Here is an 18,426-nt window from a genome sequence, read left to right as displayed (position 1 = left end):
AGGCGCCTCATTTCAGGGTCACCACGGTGACGCCGCTCTCGCCCTCGCCGTAGACACCCAGGCGGAAGGACTTCACGGCCTTGTTCCGCCGCAGAATGTCGTGGACAGCTTTGCGCAGGGCACCGGTGCCCTTGCCGTGGATGATGGTAACGGTGTCCAGCCGGCCCATGACGGCGGCGGAGAGGAAATTCTCCACCACGCTCTCAGCCTCCAGGGTCTCCATGCCCCGGATGTCCAGCTCCCGGCTGGCGGAAGCCCGCAGGGCCCGGTCCGCGTTCTGGCGAACGGTCACCGTGGGATTCTTCTTTTTGGCGGCCCGCTCGTCGTCCTCGATGAGCCGGACCTCGTCGGCCTTCGCCTTCATTTTCAGCACGCCGGCCTTTAATTGCAGGGTGCCGTCCTTGCCCACGGACACCACCTCCGCGTTCTGCCGGACGCCGGGGATCTCCACCAGGTCTCCCACCCGGATGGGGCGGCTGGGCTTGGGGATGGGCTCCTGGCGGGCGTCGTGCTTGCTGACGGCGTCCTCCGCCTCGTTCAGCATCCGCCGCAGTTCGGCACGGGCCTCGTTGGCGTTCATCGTCCGTTCGGCCTTGGCCTGCTGCTTCCGCATCTCCGCCAGCTCTGCGAACACTTGGTCCGTGGCGGCCCGGGCGTCCCGCAGGATGCGCTTGGCCTCCGCCTCGCCCCGGCTGCGGGCGTTCTCCTTGGCCCGCTCCATCTGTTCCCGGAACTCTCTGGCCTTGCGGGCGTCCTCCTCCCGCTGGCGGTACAGGCGGTCCGCCTCCAGCTCCCGCTTTTCCAGTGCCTGGCGCTTGACCTCCAGCTGGCTCAGGATATCCTCGAACCGGACGCTCTCACCGCTCATGAGGACCTTGGCGCTCTCGATCACATCGTCCGCAAGTCCCAGCCGCTTGGAGATGGCGAAGGCGTTGGACTTGCCGGGAATGCCGATCAGCAGCCGGTAGGTGGGGCTCAGGGTCTCCACGTCAAACTCACAGGAGGCGTTCTCCACCCCCGCCGTGGTCATGGCAAAGGTCTTGAGTTCCGCGTAGTGTGTGGTGGCGGCCACCCGGGCGCCCATCTGCCGCACCCGCTGGATGACGGCGATGGCCAGGGCGGCGCCCTCCACCGGATCCGTACCGGCCCCCAGCTCGTCGAAAAGGATGAGACTGTGGCGGTCCGCCTCCCCCAAAATCGCCACGATGTTGGTCATGTGGGCGGAGAAGGTGGACAGGTTCTGCTCAATGCTCTGCTCGTCGCCGATGTCCGCCAGCACCCGCTCATAGACGGAGATGACGCTGCGGTCCGCCACGGGGATGTGGAGGCCGCACTGGGTCATGAGGGTCAGCAGGCCCAGGGTCTTGAGGCTGACAGTCTTGCCGCCGGTGTTGGGGCCGGTGATGACCAGGGTGTCGAAGCTGCCGCCCAGCTCGATGTCGATGGGCACCGCCTTTTTGGGGTCCAGCAGCGGGTGGCGGGCCTTGCGGAGGTTGATGGAGCCGTCCCGGCGCACCTCCGGCCGGGCCGCGTCCATTTTGTAGCTCAGCTGGCCCCGGGCAAAGATCAGGTCCAGGTGCACCAGGGCGTCATAGTCCCACTGGATGTCCTCCCGGTGGGCCGCCGCGTCGGCGGACAGCTCCGCCAGGATGCGGTCGATCTCCTTCTGCTCCTTGGCCTCCAGCTCGATGTATTCGTTGTTGGCCTGGACCACCCCCATGGGCTCCACGAACAGCGTGGCGCCGGTGGAGGAGATGTCATGGACCAGGCCGGGCAGATCCCCCCGGTGCTCCGACTTCACAGGCACCACAAAGCGGCCGTCCCGCTGGGTGATGATGGTCTCCTGCAAAATTTTGGCGTAGCTGGGAGAGGAGATGATCTTCTGCAGGATCTGACGGCTCTTGGCCTGAGCCTGCCGCATGTGGCGGCGGATGTCCGCCAGTTCCGTGCTGGCGGCGTCGGCGATGGTGTTCTCGTCCACGATGCACCGCTTGATCTTGTCCTCCAGGAAGCGGTTGCCGTGGAGGGACAAAAACAGGTGGTCGATGGCGGTCTTTTCCACCGCGTCGCTGTTGAAATACTCTTTCGTCCGCCGGGCGGCGGTCAGCAGGTCGGCAATGGTCAGCAGCTCCCGGGTATTGAGGCTGCCGCCCCGGTCCGCCCGGTCCAGGGCCTCCGCCACCGGCTTGACGCCGGAGAAGGAGGGGCTGCCGTGAAGGCCGATCATGGTGCGGGCGGCATCGGTCTGGTCCAGCAGGCGCAGGACCTCCTCCGTCTCCGTTTCGGGCCGGACCCGCAGGGCCCGCTCCTTGGCCTCGGCGCTGACGGCCTGGTCGGACAGCATCTGCAGCACCCGGGGCAGCTCCAGGGTGCGGATGGATTTGTCAAACAATTCGCTCATAATTCGTTCCTTTCCGTATAATCTTGACCGTATTATACAGAATGTATCTCATTTCGACGGCAATTCCACCGGCTGGAGGCTCTTGTAGAAGTCCAGGGTCTTGAAGCCCCGCTCCAGCTGGGCGGCGGCGAAAGACTCCGCCGCAGCGGACAGGAGCCGCAGGGCCTCCGCCCCCAAGGTAAACGAGTACAGCCGCTTGGGGTCGCCGTACACGATATGCCGCAGGGCCAGCAGAGAATCCCGGCACAGGGGCATGGACAAGGCACTTTCCTTCACACCGCAGTTCCGGCACCGCAGGACCCCCTGGACCACATCCAGCAGGGGCTGCTCCGGGTCGGGACAGCCGCAGTAGGCGCAGGCGTCCACCAGGGGCTCGTAGCCCGCCAGGCACAGCAGCTTCAATTCGAAGGCCGCCTTCACCAGGGCGGGGGGCTTGTGTAAAGTGGAAAGGGCATACAGCCCGTTCAGCAGATGGCGGGTCAGCTCCGGCGCCGGAGTCTCCTCACTGGTGACGGCTTCCGTCAGCTCCGCGAAGTAGAAGCCCAGGGCCATGGCGTCCAGGTCATCCCGTAGGCCCTTGAACAGCTCCACCGTGGAGCCCTCGTTGGCGTAGTACCAATCGCCCTTCTGATAGAGGGTCCACTCGGACCACACCAGGGGCTGGGCGCAGGCGGCGTAGCGGCAGCTTTTCCGCCGGACGCCCCGGGCGATGACGGAGAGCTTCCCCCGCTCCGCCGTCAGGAGGGTCAGAATTTTGTCCGCTTCCTTCGTTTCGGTTTCCCGGAGCACGACGCCCCGGAGCACGATGTAAGGCGTTCCCGCCATGCGTTCACCACCTTATGTACGGGGGCAGCGCCCCCGTGAATCAGAGGATGGGCGGAAGCTGGTCTCCTCCCTCCTCCAGTTTCCGGTAGAGCATATAGGCCAACGGCTCCCCGGTCATGCAGAATAATTCCCAAAAGGGCTCGGCTTCCATGGCGCAGACCTCCTTTACGGATAGTCTGCGAAGAAAGTCGAATGTTTATGGCTGGAAAAATCAGTCGTCGTTATAGCCGAAGCTGCGGACGTAGTTCACATTGTCGCGCCAATTCTCTTTCACTTTCACCCATGTCTCCAGATAGACCTTGGTGCCCATGAACTTTTCGATGTCGTGGCGGGCCAGGGTGCTGATCTTCTTCAGCATTGCACCCTGCTTGCCGATGATGATGCCCTTGTGGCTGGCCTTTTCGCAGTAGATGGTGGCGTCCACGTCGATGACGCCGGAATCCCGCTCGGAGAACTTCGTGATCTCCACGGCGGTGCCGTGAGGAATTTCCTTGTCCAGGCACAGCAGCAGCTTTTCCCGGACGATCTCGCCCACCACCTGCCGCTCCGGCTGGTCGCTGGTCTGACCGTCGGGGAACAGCTGGGGTCCCTCACTGGCGTACTTCCGCAGTTCCTGCATCAGGTCGTCCAGGCCGCTGCCGCTGTGGGCGGAGATGGGAATGATGGCGTCGAAGCCGTCCCAGGCCTCGTTATAGGCGGCGATGACCGGCAGCAGCTCCGCCGGCTCCACAGTGTCGATCTTGTTGATGCAGAGGATGGCGGGCAGGTGCTCCTCCTTGATGCGCTCAATGAGGGCCAGCTCCGGGGCGCCCACATGGGGGATGGGCTCCACCAGCAGCAGCGCACAGTCCACATCGGACAGGCTGGAGGTGACCACCTTCACCATATAGTCCCCCAAAGCGGACTTGGGCTTGTGGAGGCCGGGGGTGTCCAGCAGGATATACTGGGTGTCCTCCCGGTTCACCACGCCGTAAATGCGGTTCCGGGTGGTCTGGGCCTTGTTGGAGACGATGGCGACCTTTTCGCCCACCAGGGCGTTGGTCAGGCTGGATTTGCCCACGTTGGGGCGGCCGCAGACGGTGATCATAGCAACGTTTTTGATGTCAGACATAGGTGATCCTCAACTTTCTTTTGTTAAGCAATAGATTGGGTGTCCCCTGACCAGAGGACGGGGGGTGTGCCGCTTTGCGGTGCGGGAATGCGGCCCCCACTTTTCTTTCGTCTTGCCGAAAGAAAAGTCGCCGCCGCAGCGGTGGAAAAGAAAGGCGCTTGAGCGGATCAACTTGACACAAGTGTGTCAAGTTGACCGCAAATACGGGAGTCGTCGTGGCCGGTGCCCATGTCATTTGATAGTCTCCTACCGGGTGCGCCTAACATTAGCGAAACAGAGATACCCCGCCGCCGCAAGTCGGAACTGCAGACTTACTTTCGGGGTGCTTGACGCAAGGCCTGTCCTTCTGGCCCCGCGCGTTCCGCTTCGCTACGCGCTGCCGTTCCCGGGGGTGTAGTCCAGAATAGGGGGTCCGCAGGCCCCCTGGTCTGGCCGTTTCAAGGGGGTGTGGGGGGAAATTCGGAATCCCCCCACGTTTCTGGTCGGGGTCGCAGGGGGAGGTGTCTTTGCGCCAAAGACATCTCCCCCTCCTCCCCACGGGCGGATGATATCCGCCCCTACGGCATGATGGGGGAAGTGCAGCGTAGTTCCGTCGCTACTTCAGCATCTTTTTCAGATATTGTCCGGTATAGCTGGCCTCACAGGCGGCCACGGTCTCCGGCGTACCGGTGACCACCACCGTGCCGCCGCCGTCGCCGCCCTCGGGGCCCAGGTCGATGAGCCAATCGGCGCATTTGATAACATCCAGGTTGTGCTCGATGACCACCACGGTATTGCCGGTGTCCACCAGCCGCTGGAGGACCTCCAGCAGCTTCCGCACATCGTCGGTGTGGAGGCCCGTGGTAGGCTCGTCCAGGATATAGATGGTCCTGCCGGTGGCCTGCTTGGAAAGCTCCGTCGCCAGCTTCACCCGCTGGGCCTCGCCGCCGGACAGCTCCGTGGAGGGCTGGCCCAGCTTCACATAGCCCAGGCCCACGTCCTGCAGGGTCTGCAGCTTCTTGCGGATCTTCGGCAGGGCGGAGAAGAACTCCAGGGCCTCGTCCACGGTCATGTCCAGCACTTCCGCGATGTTCTTGCCCTTGTAGTGGACCTCCAGGGTCTCCCGGTTGTACCGCTTGCCCTTGCAGACCTCGCAGGGGACGAAGATATCCGGCAGGAAGTGCATCTCGATTTTCAGCACGCCGTCGCCGGAGCAGGCCTCGCAGCGGCCGCCCCGGACGTTGAAGCTGAACCGGCCCGGGCCGTAGCCCCGGCTCTTGGCCTCCTGGGTGGAGGAGAACAGGTCCCGGATGTCGTTGAACAGCCCCGTGTAGGTGGCCGGGTTGGATCGGGGCGTGCGGCCGATGGGGCTCTGGTCGATGTTGACCACCTTGTCCAGCTGGCGGATGCCCTCAATGGCGTCGCACTTGCCGGGGTGGACCTTCATGCGCATCAGGTCGGCCCCCAGGCGCTTGAACAAAATCTCATTCACCAGAGAGCTTTTTCCGCTGCCGGAGACGCCGGTGACCACGGTAAAGGTCCCCAGGGGGAAGTCCACGTCGATGTGCCGCAGGTTGTTCTCCGCCGCGCCGATCACTTTCAGGCATTTGCCATTGCCGGGGCGGCGCTCTGCGGGGACGGGGATTTTCTTCTTGCCGGAGAGGTACTGGCCCGTCAGGGAGTTGGGGTCAGCCATGACCTCCTCCGGGGTGCCGGCGGCCACCACTTGTCCGCCGTGGATGCCGGCGCCGGGGCCGATGTCGATGAGGTAGTCGGCAGCCCGCATGGTGTCCTCGTCGTGCTCCACCACCAGCAGGGTGTTGCCCATATCCCGCAGACTGCATAGGGTGGCAAGGAGCTTGTCATTGTCCCGCTGGTGCAGGCCGATGGAGGGCTCGTCCAGGATATAGAGGACGCCCATCAGGGAAGAGCCAATTTGCGTGGCCAGGCGGATGCGCTGGCTCTCGCCGCCGGAGAGGGTCCCGGCGGCCCGGCTCAATGTCAGGTAGCCCAGGCCCACGGACTTCAAAAAGCCCAACCGGGATTTGATCTCCTTCAGAATGCGGTCGGCGATCAGGTGCTGCTGGTCCGTCAGCTCCAGACGGTCCACCCAGTCCAGCTCGTCCAGCACGGACAGCCGGGTCAGGGCGTCGATGTCCTTGTCCCCCACCGTCACCGCCAGGGATTCCTTTTTCAGCCGGCGGCCCTTGCAGTCCGGGCAGGGACATGCCGCCATCATCTCCTCCAGCTCCCGCTTGCTGGCGTCGGACTGGGTCTCGGTATAGCGGCGCTCGATGTTGTTGCAGATGCCCTCAAAGGGCTGGTACAGGACGCCCTTGCCCCGGGGCTGGTCATAGTGCAGCTCCAACTTCTCGCCGCCGGTGCCGTAGAGGATGATCTGCTTCACCTCGTCGGTCAGGTCTTTCCAGGGCTCCGTCAGGGAGAAGTGATACTTCTTGGCCAGGGCGTCGAAGTACATGCGGGAGATGCCGTCGGACCGGATGTTGCCCCAGCCGCTGGCCTGGATAGCACCGTCCAGAATGGACAGGCTCTCGTCCGGCACCACCAGGGCGGTGTCCACCTTCAGCTGGCTGCCCAGGCCTGTACAGGTGGGGCAGGCGCCGTAGGGGTTGTTGAAGGAGAACATGCGGGGCGTCAGCTCCTCAATGGAGATGCCGCAGTCCTCGCAGGCGTAGTTCTGGGAGAACACCAGGTCCTGCTCCTCCCGCAGGAGGTTCACCACCACCAATCCCCCGGACAGGTTGGAGGCGGTCTCCACGCTGTCCGTCAGCCGTTGCTGGATATCCGGGCGGATGATGAGGCGGTCCACGATGATCTCAATGTTGTGCTTCTTGTTTTTCTCTAATTTGATCTCCTCGTCCAGCTCGTACAGGTTCCCGTCCACCCGGGCCCGGACGTAGCCGGAGCGCTTTGCGTCCTCAAACACCTTGGTGTGCTCGCCCTTCTTGCCCCGGATGACGGGGGCCATGACCTGGATGCGGGTGCCCTCGGGCAAGGCCAGGACCTGGTCGATGATCTGGTCGATGGTCTGCTGTTTGATCTCCTTGCCGCACTTGGGGCAGTGGGGGGTGCCCACCCGGGCCCACAGCAGGCGGAGGTAGTCGTAAATCTCGGTGACGGTGCCCACGGTGGACCGGGGGTTCTTGGATGTGGTCTTCTGATCGATGGAGATGGCGGGGGAAAGTCCCTCGATATAGTCCACGTCGGGCTTGTCCATCTGGCCCAGGAACATGCGGGCGTAGGAGGAAAGGCTCTCCACATACCGCCGCTGGCCCTCGGCGTAGATGGTGTCGAAGGCCAGGGAGGACTTTCCGGAGCCGGAGAGGCCCGTCATCACCACCAGCTTGTCCCGGGGGATGGTGACGTCGATATTTTTCAGATTGTTGGCGCGGGCGCCTTTGACGATGATTTTATCCTGCATAGACGAAGGGTTCTCCTTTTTTACAAGATGCAGTGTTGACCGCCGGGCAGGCGGGTGCGGGGGTGTCCCCCCTCGGGGGGACGAGGAAATGAACCCCCCATTTTCTTTTCGGTCTTGCCGAAAAGGAAACGGGCCGTTCACGGTCCAAAAGAAAAGGCGCTAAGGCCCAAATCCTTCCCTTCGGTCAGGTTTGGGCAAAACGGGGGTCGAGCGAGACGGTGCCCCTGTAAATCGATGGTCTCCTACCGGGTGCACCCAAGTCTGTGGGAATAGAGATGGTGCTTCCCCGCATCTGATGACATGGGTGCGGCTTTCGTAGGTGGTTGTCGTATGGCCCTGCTTCTCTTTCCGCACTCCTGTTGCAGCATGGTCGGGAAAGTACGGTAGAACACCCCGGGGGTGTAGTCCAGAATAGGGGGCTCGCAGGCCCCCTGGTCTGTGTCGTTCAGGAGGGGGTGTGGGGGAACCCAATCGAAAGGGTTCCCCTGCGTCTCTCTTTGACCGGGCGCAGCCGTTTCTCTCTTCAAGAGAGAAATGGGGGCGCATTCCCGTGCCGCAAGGCGGCGCCGTTCACGGTCCCCGCCCGCAGCGGAACACATCTGTCACTGCTCCACAACAATATCCGCCGTCTCCGCCCCCAGAAGGTCCAGCAGCGCCTGGGGCGAGACCTCCACCTGGGCGCCGATCTTTCCGGCGGAGACGCAGATGGTATCGAACAGCACCACCGTCTCATGGAACACGGTGGGGAACTGCTTTTTCATGCCCACCGGACTGCAGCCGCCGTGGACATACCCGGTCAGGGGCAGCAGCTCCTTTTGGTGGATCATGGCGATGGACTTCTCCCCCACCGCCCTGGCGGCCTTCTTCAAATCCAGGTTTTCCGCCACGGGGATATCAAATACATAGTAATTTCCGCTGGCGCCTTTTGTCACCAGGGTCTTGAACACCTGCTCCACGTCCTGGCCCAGATAGGATGCCACGCTGACACCGTCGATGGGGCCGTCAGGCGGATACGTGTGGGCGGTGTAGGGAATGTTTTTCTGCTCCAGCACCCGCATCACATTGGTTTTTTCCTCTTTTTTCTTTGCCATGCTTCTCACCTCAGAATGATGACTCCCGCCAGCACACAGATGATACCGGCGACAGTGGCGGCGTTTACCGGCTCGCCAAAAGCCAGGATGCCTGCCAGGGCGGCCACTACCGGCTCCAGGCTGGCCATGATGGAGGCCTGCCCCGCCTCCACGCGGCTCAGGCCCTTGGTATAAAAGATGTAGGGCAGCACGGTGGAGAACACCACCAGCCCCGCCGCCGTCAGCCACATGTCCGGCCGGGCCAGGGCGGGCCCCAGGGTCCGGGAGCCGGGCACCAGCACCAGAGATGCCGGACCCGCAAACAGGAAGGTCCAGACCGTGACGGTCATGGAGCTGTAATGAGCCAGGGCGTAGCGGCCGAAGATACTGTACAGCGCATAGAAGAACCCGGCCCCCAGGCCCAGCAGCACGCCGGTCAGGGTGACGGTCAGGCCGCCGGAGAACAGGCCGCACACCAGGGCGCAGCCCACCAGGGTCAGCAGCAGAGCCAGCAGCTTCTTTTTCGTCACCGGCTCCTTCCACAAAAGGGCGGACAGGACCACCACAAAGGACGGCGCCGTGTACAGCAGGATGGACGCCACCGCCAGGGAGCACAGCTTCTGGCAGTTGAAGTAACACACGGTGAACAGCAGCACGCTGACGATGCCGGTGCCGAAGAAGTACTTCAGATGCTCCCGTTTTACCCGGAACACGGAGCGGTCCTTCACAGCGAAAATGCCTGCCAGCAGCACCATTCCGCCGAAATTCCGGACCACCACAATGTCCGTGGGAGAAAAGCCCCCGGCCATCAGGCGGCGGTTCCACAGGCCGATGATGCCCCACAGGGCGGCGCTCAGCAGAATGCTGGCACAGGCCCCCAGCGGGGCCTTTTTTTGCGTTTGCGTTCTCTCACTCACGGCTTTTGATCTCTCTTTGCACATATTTGGGCAACTTTTCCAAAACCAGTCGGTGGGAGTCGGCACACAAGTCCCGCAACAACTCATTCGGCAGCTCCCCGTCCAGGAAGCAGGCGATCCAGGTGCGCTTGTCGGAATAGAAGCCCGGTAAAATATCAGGATATGCCGCCCGCAGCAGCTGGGACCGGGCGGGGTCGCATTTCAGGTTGATGAGGTCGTGTCCGCCGTAAGTCTTGTGCTCCGGGCCGGGAGAGCAGACCGCGGCGAACAGCTTGCCCCGGAGCATATAGCGGAACCAGCCCCATTCGGGCTTGTAGTCCTTCTCCGCCCCCGGGAGGGACAGGAGGTAGTCGTCCAGCCATTCGTATTTCATCGGGCGTCCTCCATGTCATAGCAGTCCTCCGCCCATCTGGCGGGGTTGGTGTCGATGTAGGTCCAGATGCGGAGAAAGTCGTTGTCATCCCGGATGACGTGGTCGTAGAAAGAGGATTTCCAGATATTCATGCCAGCATCCCGGTTGGAAAACCGTTTCACCGCTGCAATCATCCGGGACAACAATTGCGTAGGGAGCGACGACCCCGGCGCGCCGTTTCCCATAATGCGCAAAATCAAATGAACATGATTCGGCGTGACCACATATTTTTCCAAACATACATTGGAATACGCCTTTGGGATGGACCGAATATAACTATCCACAATGGTCCCGCATCGGGAAAGGTGCACCGCCGGCGCGCCGAGGTCGTCGCGCCCCACGGTTCCCAGCAAATGACGGCGTCCCTCCGTACAAAATGTCACAAAATACGCACCGTTCTGCCCGTAATCATACTCCGGCAGGCGCAGACGCTTCCGCTCCGGCAGCATCACTTTTCCCCTCTCAGCTCGATGATGCGGTCACGCAGCACGGCGGCATACTTGAACTCCAGCATTGCGTCGCGGCAAGCTCCATATCCTTCGCTTCCGGCTGCGCCGAAAGCTCTCTCATTTCGTTGCCGCTCCTTTTCCCACGCGACCCACTTCGTTGGGCTCGCGCGGGAGCCCTTATCGTTTGATTGTATTAGAAATGAAGGAAGCTACTTTTCCCCTCTCAGCTCGATAATGCGGTCACGCAGGACAGCAGCATATTCAAACTCCAGCATTTTCGCCGCTTCCTTCATTTCCTTTTCCAACCTGGCGATCTCGGCGGCCCGCTCCTGGTCGGAGAGCTTGCGCCGTTTGCCCTTGCCGCCGGTGTCGCCCTCTGCTGTCTTGGAAATCTCCAGCACCTCCCGGACGCCCTTGATGATGGTCCTGGGGACGATGCCGTGCTCCTTGTTGAAGTTGTCCTGGATCGTCCGGCGGCGCTCCGTCTCGTCCATGGCCGCCCGCATGGAGGGGGTGATCTCGTCGGCATACATGATCACCAGGCCCTCGGCGTTTCGGGCGGCGCGGCCGATGGTCTGGATGAGGGATGTCTCAGAGCGGAGGAAGCCCTCCTTGTCGGCGTCCAGGATGGCCACAAGGGACACCTCCGGCAGGTCCAGGCCCTCCCGCAGCAGGTTGATGCCCACCAGCACGTCGAACTCCCCCAGGCGCAGGTCCCGGATGATCTCCATGCGCTCGATGGTCTGGACGTCGGAGTGCATATACCGCACCCGGATGCCCGCGTTTTTGAAGAACTCCGTCAGGTCCTCCGCCATCTTCTTGGTCAGGGTGGTCACCAGCACCCGCTCGTTCTTGGCGGCACGGGCGCGGATCTCGTCCATCAGGTCGTCGATCTGTCCGGTGACAGGCCGGACCTCCACCCGGGGGTCCAGCAGGCCCGTGGGGCGGATGACCTGCTCCACCACCTGGTCCGCCCGCTCCCGCTCGTAGGGGCCGGGGGTGGCGGAGACGAACACGGCCTGGCCGATGCGCTCCTCGAATTCCTCGAATTTCAGGGGGCGGTTGTCGTAGGCGCAGGGCAGGCGGAAGCCGTACCTGACCAGGCTGTCTTTCCGGGCGTGGTCGCCGTTGTACATGGCCCGCACCTGGGGCAAAGTGACGTGGCTCTCGTCCACGAACAGCAGGAAATCGTCGGGGAAAAAGTCCAGCAATGTCATGGGGGCCGACCCGGCGGGGCGTTCGGAGATGATGCGGGAGTAGTTCTCGATGCCGGAGCAGTAGCCCAGCTCCGCCATCATCTCCATGTCGTACTCCGTCCGCTGGCGGATGCGCTGGGCCTCCACCAGCTGGTCGTTGTCCGTAAAGTATTTGACCTGTTCCTCCATCTCTTTGCGAATTTCCCCGATGGCCCGGTCCATCTTGTCCTTGGTGGTGACGTAATGGCTGGCGGGGTAGATGGCGATGTGGTTCAGCACCCGGTTCACGGAGCCGGTGATGGGGTTGAAGTCGGAGATGCGGTCGATCTCGTCCCCGAAGAACTCCACCCGGATGGCGTGGTCCTTATAGTAGGCGGGGTAAATTTCAACGGTGTCGCCCCGGACACGGAACATGTTCCGCTCGAAGGCGATGTCGTTGCGCTCGTAGCGGATCTCCACCAGGCGGCGCAGCAGCTCGTCCCGGTCCCACTCGGCGCCCACGCGGAGGGACACCACCATCTTGGCGAAGTCGTCCGGCTCGCCCAGGCCGTAGATGCAGGAGACGGAGGACACCACGATGACATCCCGCCGCTCCAGAAGGGCGCAGGTGGCGCTGAGCCGCAGGCGGTCGATCTCCTCGTTGGTAGAGGCGTCCTTGGCGATATAGGTATCGGTGTGGGGGATATAGGCCTCGGGCTGGTAGTAGTCGTAGTAGCTGACGAAGTATTCCACGGCGTTGTTGGGAAAGAACTCTTTGAACTCCGCGCAGAGCTGGGCCGCCAGGGTCTTGTTGTGGGCCAGCACCAGGGTGGGCCGCTGGACGGCCTCGATGACCTTGGCCATGGTGAAGGTCTTGCCGGAGCCGGTAACGCCCAGCAGCACCTGCTCCTTCAGGCCGTTCTCAATGCCCTCCGCCAGGGCCGCGATGGCCTGGGGCTGGTCACCCGAGGGGGCGTATTCAGAAACCACTTCAAATTTCGGCATGGCACGCTCCAAATATGACAATCAGAATAGGATGATTCTATCACAAACGATACCCATTTGCAAACATTTGTTCTATATCAGAGACCTCTTTCCAGGTATCCGCTCTCCGCCAGGGACACAAAGTCTCCGTCGGCCACGATGATGTGGTCCGCCAGGGCCACGCCGATGGTCTCCAGGGCAGCCCTGGCCCGGTCCGTGGCGGCGTAATCCTCCCCGGAGGGACTGGCCACGCCGCTGGGATGGTTGTGGGCCAGCACCACGGAGCTGGCAGAGTTCAGGATGGCGTTTTCCACCAGCTTGCGGACATCCAGCGCCGCCGAGGCGATGTTGCCCTCCCCCAGCTTTTTGCAGGCCAGCAGCTTGCCCTTCCGGTCCAGGCACAGCTGATAGATGACCTCGTTCTGCTCGCCGTAAAAACGTTCCAGCAGGTAGGCCCCCGCCCGGGAGGCGGTGTTCAGCACCAGCTCCTGCCGGTCGGCGTCCGCCAGGCGGGCCTTGGCACAGAGTCGGGGCACCAGCTTCAGTAAGATGGCGGCACTCTCGCCGATGCCCTCTACCTTCTGCAGGTCCTCCACCGGGGCCGCCAGCACGGCGGAGAGGGAGCCGTAGCGGTCCATCAGCGCGTGGGCGATGGGGTTGGTATCCCTGCGGGGAATGGCGTAGTACAGCAGCAGCTCCAGGGCCTCGTGGTCCGCGAACTGCTCCAGTCCGCCGCTGAGAAAACGGCGTCGCATCTTCTCTCTGTGCCCGTCGTGAATGCCCACCTGTGCCACCTCTTTTTTCTTCGGAAAGGGCCTGAAATCCCATTTTTCTGGAATATCATATTATATCACGCCCGTCCATCCATCACAAGAGTTTTTCCGCCCGCAAAATTCCCATGCGCATTTTTCCTGTTGGGTTGACACCATCATATTTTTGGCATAATATAAACATAAAGGTTGAATACTGTCTCCGGTAGGTAAGGCTACCACAGGGATATGGATCGCTGCCGCAAAATGATGGAGACATCATGCGATGGTATGAGCAGGTGATATCGAACACGAAGGTATCATCTAACGCGATTTCACCGCCTTGTGATGCTAAAGCTTGAACGGTTGGGGAAGCAGGGCTTGCTGTTTCCCGTCAGGAAGGATTCTCCAGTCGTGCCGGACAGGACGATTGGGGAGTTTTTATTTTAGTATCAATTTTATGAGTACCCTGGGAAAGGAGGTCAGCGCGCTATGTTGGAACTGGAAGAGGAGCGCCGGGAGCTGGTGGAAAAAATCGAGGAATACTTTGAACGAAAACAGTACCCGCAGCTGCGGGACCTCCTTCTGCCCCTGGAGGCAGCCGACATCGCCGCCATCTGCAACGATCTGGACGAGCGGGTGCCCATCATGTTCCGGCTGCTGCCCAAGGAGCTGGCCGCCGAGGTATTCGTGGAGCTGGACTCCGACGAGCAGGAGCTGCTGATCCAGGGCTTCTCCAACACGGAGCTGAAGGAAGTGCTGGACGAGCTGTATCTGGACGACACCGTGGACATCGTGGAAGAGATGCCCGCCAACGTGGTGAAGCGCATTCTGAAGCACTCCGACCCGGAGACCCGCAAGAGCATCAACGAAATTCTGAAATACCCAGATGACTCCGCCGGCAGCATCATGACCACGGAGTTCGTGGACCTGAAGGAGCACATGACGGTGGAGGACGCCCTGAAGCGCATCCGCCGCACCGCCCCCGACAAGGAGACCATCAACGTCTGCTATGTCATCGACGACGGCCGCCACCTGCTCGGCCTGCTGTCCATCCGGACGCTGCTGCTGGCGGAGGAGGACGATGTCATCGGCGACATCATGGAGCGGAACTTCATCTCCGTCCAGACTCTGGACGACCAGGAGACCACCGCCCAGGCCCTGAGCAAATACGACTTCCTGGCCCTGCCGGTGGTGGACACGGAGAACCGGCTGGTGGGCATCGTCACCGTGGACGACGCCATGGACGTTATCGAGGAAGAGACCACGGAGGATATTGAGCTGATGGCGGCCATGCTGCCCTCGGACAAGCCCTACCTCAAGACCGGCGTGTTCGAGACCTGGAAGGCCCGCACCCCCTGGCTGCTGATCCTGATGCTGTCGGCCACCTTCACCGGCATCATCCTGACCCATTTTGAGGACGCCCTTATGAGCTGCGCCATTCTGACCTCCTTCGTGCCCATGCTGTCCGGCACCGGCGGCAACAGCGGCACCCAGGCCTCTACCGCCGTGATCCGTGCCCTGTCCCTGGGCGAGGTCCGGTTCAGCGACTGCATCCAGGTGCTGTGGAAGGAGTTCCGGGTGTCCCTCTGCTGCGGTGTGTGTCTGGCAGCGGCCAACTTCGTGAAGATGATGGTGATCGACCGCTGGCTGATGCACAATCCGGACGTGACGGCCATGGTGGCCCTGGTGGTCTGCTCCACCCTGGTGTGCACCGTGGCCTGCGCCAAGCTGGTGGGCTGCACCCTGCCCATTCTGGCGGAAAAGCTGGGCTTCGACCCGGCGGTCATGGCATCGCCCTTCATCTCCACCATTGTGGACTCCATCTCCCTGCTGATCTACTTCCAGTTCGCCACCATCCTGCTGGGGATCTGATGCCCGTTTTCAAAATTTTTCAAAAGGCAGAGCCGCGCCGTGGCCAATGTCATTAAGTCAAAGTTTTTGCCGAACACGAAAAAGTACCCACCCCGTTTTGAAGGGGGTGGGTACTTTTTCATATCAAGCCTTGTTTCGGGAACACTTAATGCAAGACTCCCTTTTTCGGCTAATATCTGACAGTTTCATAAGATGTGGTAATCCATCATTTGGAAAATAACCAGTTTTTACACCACAGCACAACTCGTCACAATCATATTGCGTAATCTTGCCGTTATATAGGGGGCAGTAAAAAGACTTTTCTGCAGCTGATGTTGGTGTATATAATGAACGCTTGCTAATATTGTACCACCTTCGGATATAAGTATCGGATAGAATATCTGGTACAGCCTCTACCAGTTGAATGAATTTTCCTGTCAATCCATCCCATTCGGTTAAACTTCCGGCAGTGCAGATATTCCATTTTAATTCTTCAAGAGTCCAGTTTGATTTGATGGAATTGTTAAGCATGGATGTTGTGACCCAATTTTCAGGGGCATCCGCTCCACCTCGGGCAACCGGTACAATGTGATCTATAGTCGGGAGCAAGTCCCAGTATGCTTTATGACATTGGTTCATCTTCCAATGAGGATGATAGGGGAACTCTTCGGGGAAAAAGCAAGTAATGCTCTTCAAAATTCCCGGGTTGACTAACTGTTTCCCACTGTATCGGTCAACAAAACCGTCCTTCAAAAATATTTGCATCTTTTCTTTTTCGGAGTAACTTCTGTTCTGGACCTTGTCAGGCTTAAATGGATACTTTTCAGCAATCAAATGCTGCGCTTCGTTTTTGCAGTTGGCCAATAGTAAATCAATGGCTTCTGATAATGCGACAGCCTCCATGCTATCTCTCCTCACATACCATATTGCCTCTGTAATGAATTATATCATATTTGATCCACAAATGAAAAGTAAAAATGGATGTACTCTTCTTACAGACTGGTTAATATTCACATAAAGAAACAGGACACGTTTTCCTGTTTCTTAACAGCTGCATTTTCGGCTCAACTTAATGACATTTGCCACGCGGCTCTGCTTTTTTGCATACTTTTCGCGTCCCGGCGCACACTACCTCCGGCGAAAAGCCAACATTCTTTCACGCAGGAGGAATTTCTCATGAACAAGGATTGCACCAACAGCGGCTGCGAATGCACCCCCAACCAGAGCATCAAGTGCACCGTGAACAACTGCGCCCACCATTGCCAGGACTCCAACTACTGCGGCCTGGACTCCATCACCGTGGGCACCCATGAAGCCAACCCCACCGAGATCAAGTGCACCGACTGCGAGAGCTTCAAATTAAAATAAACTCGCGCAAAAAGGAACGGCCCGAGCCGTTCCTTACATAGCTTTGGGGGTGGTGTCATGGATTCCAGATGGCCGGCGCGGATCGCCGGCGGCGCGGCGGGACTGGCCAATGGCCTCTTCGGCGGGGGCGGCGGCATGGTGTTCCTGCCCATTCTCTCCCGCTGGGGCGGGCTGGAGCAGCGGAAGCTGTACGCCACCTGCGTAGGGGTCATCTTCCCGGTGTGTCTGGTGTCCGCCGCCGTGTACCTGTTCCGGGGCGGTGTGTCCCTTTGGACTGCCCTGCCCTATCTGGCAGGCGGGCTGATCGGCGGCTTTGTTGGCGGGAAGCTCTACGGCAAGGTCCCCACCAAGGCGCTGAAGTGGCTGTTCGCCGCCTTTCTCTTTTACGCGGGGGTGAAGTATCTGCTGTGACGGACTGGCTGCTTCCCTTTCTGTGCGGGTTGGGAGCCAGCGTCATCTCCGCCTGGGGCGTGGGCGGCGGCACGCTGCTGCTTCTGGTGATGACCCTGTTCCTGGGGGTGGACCAGCGGACCGCCCAGGGCATCAACCTGCTGTTCTTCCTTCCCACGGCCCTCAGCGCCCTGATCTGCCACTGGCGGGGCGGCTATCTGGACAAGCCCACGTTGAAAAGCGCCGTACCCTGGGCCGTGCTGGCCGCCGCTCTGGGGGCCTGGGCCGCCACCGCCCTGGACGTGGAGGTGCTGCGGAAGCCCTTCGGCGTCTATCTGCTGCTGTCGGGCGTGTCCCTGCTTCTGCCCGCCAAAAAATGACCGCCCGTCTGCGGGACGGTAGATTTCTTCACAGTTTCCTGGTATGATCAAAGCATCTCAGGGATGCGGGAGATGCTTCCATGATCGAAAAAACCTATGATACCCCCTGCGGGACCATCCACTATTGGATCAGCGACCAAATCAGGGAACACACTGTTACTCTGGTTTTTTTGCCGGGCCTGACCGCCGATCACCGGCTGTTTGACCGGCAGATTGCGTATTTCGAGGGCAAGTACAACGTGTTCGTATGGGACCCGCCGGGGCATGCCGCCTCCTGGCCCTTTGCCTTTGACTTTGACCTGATGGACAAGGCCCGTTGGCTGGACGGGATTTTCCGTGCGGAAGCCATCGACAGGCCGGTGATCGTCGGACAGTCCATGGGCGGCTATGTGGGTCAGGCCTACGTGGAGCTGTTCCCGGACCGGCTGGCGGGCTTTGTGTCCATCGACTCGGCGCCGCTGCAGCGGCGCTACGTGACCGCGGCGGAGATCTGGCTGCTGAAACGGATGGAGCCGGTATACCGCCGCTATCCGTGGAACGCGTTGGTGAAAACGGGTTCCCAAGGCGTGGCGGTCTCCCGTTACGGGAGGGACCTGATGCGCGCCATGATGCTGGTGTACGACGGCGACCAGGCGCGGTACGCCAAGCTGTCCGGTCACGGATTCCGGATGCTGGCCCAGGCCATGGAAGCCGATCTGCCGTATGCGCTCCATTGTCCCGCCCTGCTGCTCTGCGGAGAGCAGGACCACGCTGGGTCCTGTGTCCGGTACAACAAGGCATGGCACAAGCAGACGGGCATCCGCCTGGAATGGATCAAGGACGCCGGACACAACTCCAACACCGACCAGCCCGAACGGGTCAATCAACTGATCGAGGAGTTCGTCAACGCGATCCCATAATCATACAAGCCTCCGTACGGC

General features: G+C 61.0%; 16 protein-coding genes and 1 riboswitch. Of the genes, 5 read left to right on the top strand and 11 right to left on the bottom strand.

All coding sequences use genetic code 11. The features are described from left to right. Positions 1 to 7: 7 nt before the first annotated feature. The 10 genes from JQM66_RS01050 to JQM66_RS01010 all read right to left on the bottom strand — a co-directional run bounded on the left by JQM66_RS01050 (position 8) and on the right by JQM66_RS01010 (position 13,520). Positions 8 to 2,401, bottom strand: a complete 2,394-nt coding sequence (locus JQM66_RS01050; protein ID WP_235227966.1) for an endonuclease MutS2 — start codon at positions 2,399 to 2,401, stop codon at positions 8 to 10. Between the two features lie 48 nt (positions 2,402 to 2,449). Then, entirely contained in the window at positions 2,450 to 3,226 is a 777-nt protein-coding gene (recO, locus tag JQM66_RS01045; protein WP_235227965.1) for a DNA repair protein RecO, read from the bottom strand. A gap of 211 nt (positions 3,227 to 3,437) precedes the next feature. Beyond that, entirely contained in the window at positions 3,438 to 4,337 is a 900-nt protein-coding gene (gene era / locus JQM66_RS01040; RefSeq protein WP_235227964.1) for a GTPase Era, read from the bottom strand. 595 nt (positions 4,338 to 4,932) lie between these two features. Next, on the bottom strand, positions 4,933 to 7,758 hold the full coding sequence (uvrA, locus tag JQM66_RS01035; RefSeq protein ID WP_235227963.1) for an excinuclease ABC subunit UvrA: 2,826 nt from the start codon (positions 7,756 to 7,758) through the stop codon (positions 4,933 to 4,935). Positions 7,759 to 8,360: 602 nt separating this feature from the next. Beyond that, positions 8,361 to 8,849: a Cys-tRNA(Pro) deacylase gene (ybaK, locus tag JQM66_RS01030; protein WP_235227962.1), complete on the bottom strand. Its 489-nt coding sequence runs from the start codon at positions 8,847 to 8,849 to the stop codon at positions 8,361 to 8,363. 5 nt (positions 8,850 to 8,854) lie between these two features. Continuing rightward, positions 8,855 to 9,745: a DMT family transporter gene (locus JQM66_RS01025; RefSeq protein ID WP_235227961.1), complete on the bottom strand. Its 891-nt coding sequence runs from the start codon at positions 9,743 to 9,745 to the stop codon at positions 8,855 to 8,857. Beyond that, on the bottom strand, positions 9,738 to 10,118 hold the full coding sequence (locus tag JQM66_RS01020; protein ID WP_235227960.1) for an MmcQ/YjbR family DNA-binding protein: 381 nt from the start codon (positions 10,116 to 10,118) through the stop codon (positions 9,738 to 9,740). The genes JQM66_RS01025 and JQM66_RS01020 overlap by 8 nt, the downstream gene beginning before the upstream one ends. Then, positions 10,115 to 10,249: a hypothetical protein gene (locus JQM66_RS12520; RefSeq protein ID WP_268824263.1), complete on the bottom strand. Its 135-nt coding sequence runs from the start codon at positions 10,247 to 10,249 to the stop codon at positions 10,115 to 10,117. Before JQM66_RS12520 ends, JQM66_RS01020 begins: the two co-directional genes overlap by 4 nt. Before the next feature lie 566 nt (positions 10,250 to 10,815). Next, positions 10,816 to 12,786, bottom strand: coding sequence for an excinuclease ABC subunit UvrB (uvrB, locus tag JQM66_RS01015; RefSeq protein WP_328284093.1), 1,971 nt, complete (start codon positions 12,784 to 12,786; stop codon positions 10,816 to 10,818). Positions 12,787 to 12,863: 77 nt separating this feature from the next. Continuing rightward, positions 12,864 to 13,520, bottom strand: coding sequence for a JAB domain-containing protein (locus tag JQM66_RS01010; RefSeq protein WP_235227958.1), 657 nt, complete (start codon positions 13,518 to 13,520; stop codon positions 12,864 to 12,866). Positions 13,521 to 13,729: 209 nt separating this feature from the next. Then, positions 13,730 to 13,892: riboswitch (M-box (ykoK) riboswitch) on the top strand. Between the two features lie 114 nt (positions 13,893 to 14,006). Here JQM66_RS01010 and mgtE point away from each other — a divergent pair. Then, positions 14,007 to 15,389 (top strand): magnesium transporter, encoded by a 1,383-nt coding sequence (mgtE, locus tag JQM66_RS01005; protein WP_235227957.1) that lies wholly within the window; start codon positions 14,007 to 14,009, stop codon positions 15,387 to 15,389. Between the two features lie 123 nt (positions 15,390 to 15,512). Here mgtE and JQM66_RS01000 read toward each other — a convergent pair whose 3' ends face one another. Next, the gene (locus JQM66_RS01000; protein WP_235227956.1) at positions 15,513 to 16,271 is read right to left on the bottom strand and encodes an HNH endonuclease; all 759 of its coding nucleotides are present in this window, start codon (positions 16,269 to 16,271) and stop codon (positions 15,513 to 15,515) included. A gap of 273 nt (positions 16,272 to 16,544) precedes the next feature. Between JQM66_RS01000 and JQM66_RS00995 the strand changes: the two genes are divergently transcribed. The 4 genes from JQM66_RS00995 (at position 16,545) to JQM66_RS00980 (ending at position 18,405) form a co-directional block, all read left to right on the top strand. Further along, positions 16,545 to 16,736: a DUF1540 domain-containing protein gene (locus tag JQM66_RS00995; RefSeq protein ID WP_235227955.1), complete on the top strand. Its 192-nt coding sequence runs from the start codon at positions 16,545 to 16,547 to the stop codon at positions 16,734 to 16,736. Between the two features lie 57 nt (positions 16,737 to 16,793). Further along, on the top strand, positions 16,794 to 17,147 hold the full coding sequence (locus JQM66_RS00990) for a sulfite exporter TauE/SafE family protein (protein ID WP_235227954.1): 354 nt from the start codon (positions 16,794 to 16,796) through the stop codon (positions 17,145 to 17,147). Beyond that, entirely contained in the window at positions 17,144 to 17,506 is a 363-nt protein-coding gene (locus tag JQM66_RS00985; protein WP_235227953.1) for a TSUP family transporter, read from the top strand. Before JQM66_RS00990 ends, JQM66_RS00985 begins: the two co-directional genes overlap by 4 nt. 80 nt (positions 17,507 to 17,586) lie before the next feature. Then, positions 17,587 to 18,405, top strand: a complete 819-nt coding sequence (locus JQM66_RS00980) for an alpha/beta fold hydrolase (protein ID WP_235227952.1) — start codon at positions 17,587 to 17,589, stop codon at positions 18,403 to 18,405. Positions 18,406 to 18,426: the final 21 nt, after the last annotated feature.

It is taken from the genome of Oscillibacter valericigenes (assembly GCF_021531915.1).
Taxonomy (GTDB): Bacteria; Bacillota; Clostridia; order Oscillospirales; family Oscillospiraceae; genus Oscillibacter; species Oscillibacter valericigenes_A.
This window is presented reverse-complemented; position numbering and strand designations above follow the sequence as displayed.

Excerpts from the sequence above, each read along its gene's own strand:
- recO (WP_235227965.1), bottom strand. The coding sequence starts at position 3,226 with ATGGCGGGAACGCCTTACATCGTGCTCCGGGGCGTCGTGCTCCGGGAA.
- uvrB (WP_328284093.1), bottom strand. The coding sequence starts at position 12,786 with ATGCCGAAATTTGAAGTGGTTTCTGAATACGCCCCCTCGGGTGACCAG.
- JQM66_RS12520 (WP_268824263.1), bottom strand. The coding sequence starts at position 10,249 with ATGAATATCTGGAAATCCTCTTTCTACGACCACGTCATCCGGGATGAC.
- JQM66_RS01010 (WP_235227958.1), bottom strand. The coding sequence starts at position 13,520 with ATGCGACGCCGTTTTCTCAGCGGCGGACTGGAGCAGTTCGCGGACCAC.
- JQM66_RS00980 (WP_235227952.1), top strand. The coding sequence starts at position 17,587 with ATGATCGAAAAAACCTATGATACCCCCTGCGGGACCATCCACTATTGG.
- ybaK (WP_235227962.1), bottom strand. The coding sequence starts at position 8,849 with ATGGCAAAGAAAAAAGAGGAAAAAACCAATGTGATGCGGGTGCTGGAG.
- mgtE (WP_235227957.1), top strand. The coding sequence starts at position 14,007 with ATGTTGGAACTGGAAGAGGAGCGCCGGGAGCTGGTGGAAAAAATCGAG.
- JQM66_RS00995 (WP_235227955.1), top strand. The coding sequence starts at position 16,545 with ATGAACAAGGATTGCACCAACAGCGGCTGCGAATGCACCCCCAACCAG.
- JQM66_RS00990 (WP_235227954.1), top strand. The coding sequence starts at position 16,794 with ATGGATTCCAGATGGCCGGCGCGGATCGCCGGCGGCGCGGCGGGACTG.
- uvrA (WP_235227963.1), bottom strand. The coding sequence starts at position 7,758 with ATGCAGGATAAAATCATCGTCAAAGGCGCCCGCGCCAACAATCTGAAA.
- era (WP_235227964.1), bottom strand. The coding sequence starts at position 4,337 with ATGTCTGACATCAAAAACGTTGCTATGATCACCGTCTGCGGCCGCCCC.
- JQM66_RS01000 (WP_235227956.1), bottom strand. The coding sequence starts at position 16,271 with ATGGAGGCTGTCGCATTATCAGAAGCCATTGATTTACTATTGGCCAAC.
- JQM66_RS01020 (WP_235227960.1), bottom strand. The coding sequence starts at position 10,118 with ATGAAATACGAATGGCTGGACGACTACCTCCTGTCCCTCCCGGGGGCG.
- JQM66_RS01050 (WP_235227966.1), bottom strand. The coding sequence starts at position 2,401 with ATGAGCGAATTGTTTGACAAATCCATCCGCACCCTGGAGCTGCCCCGG.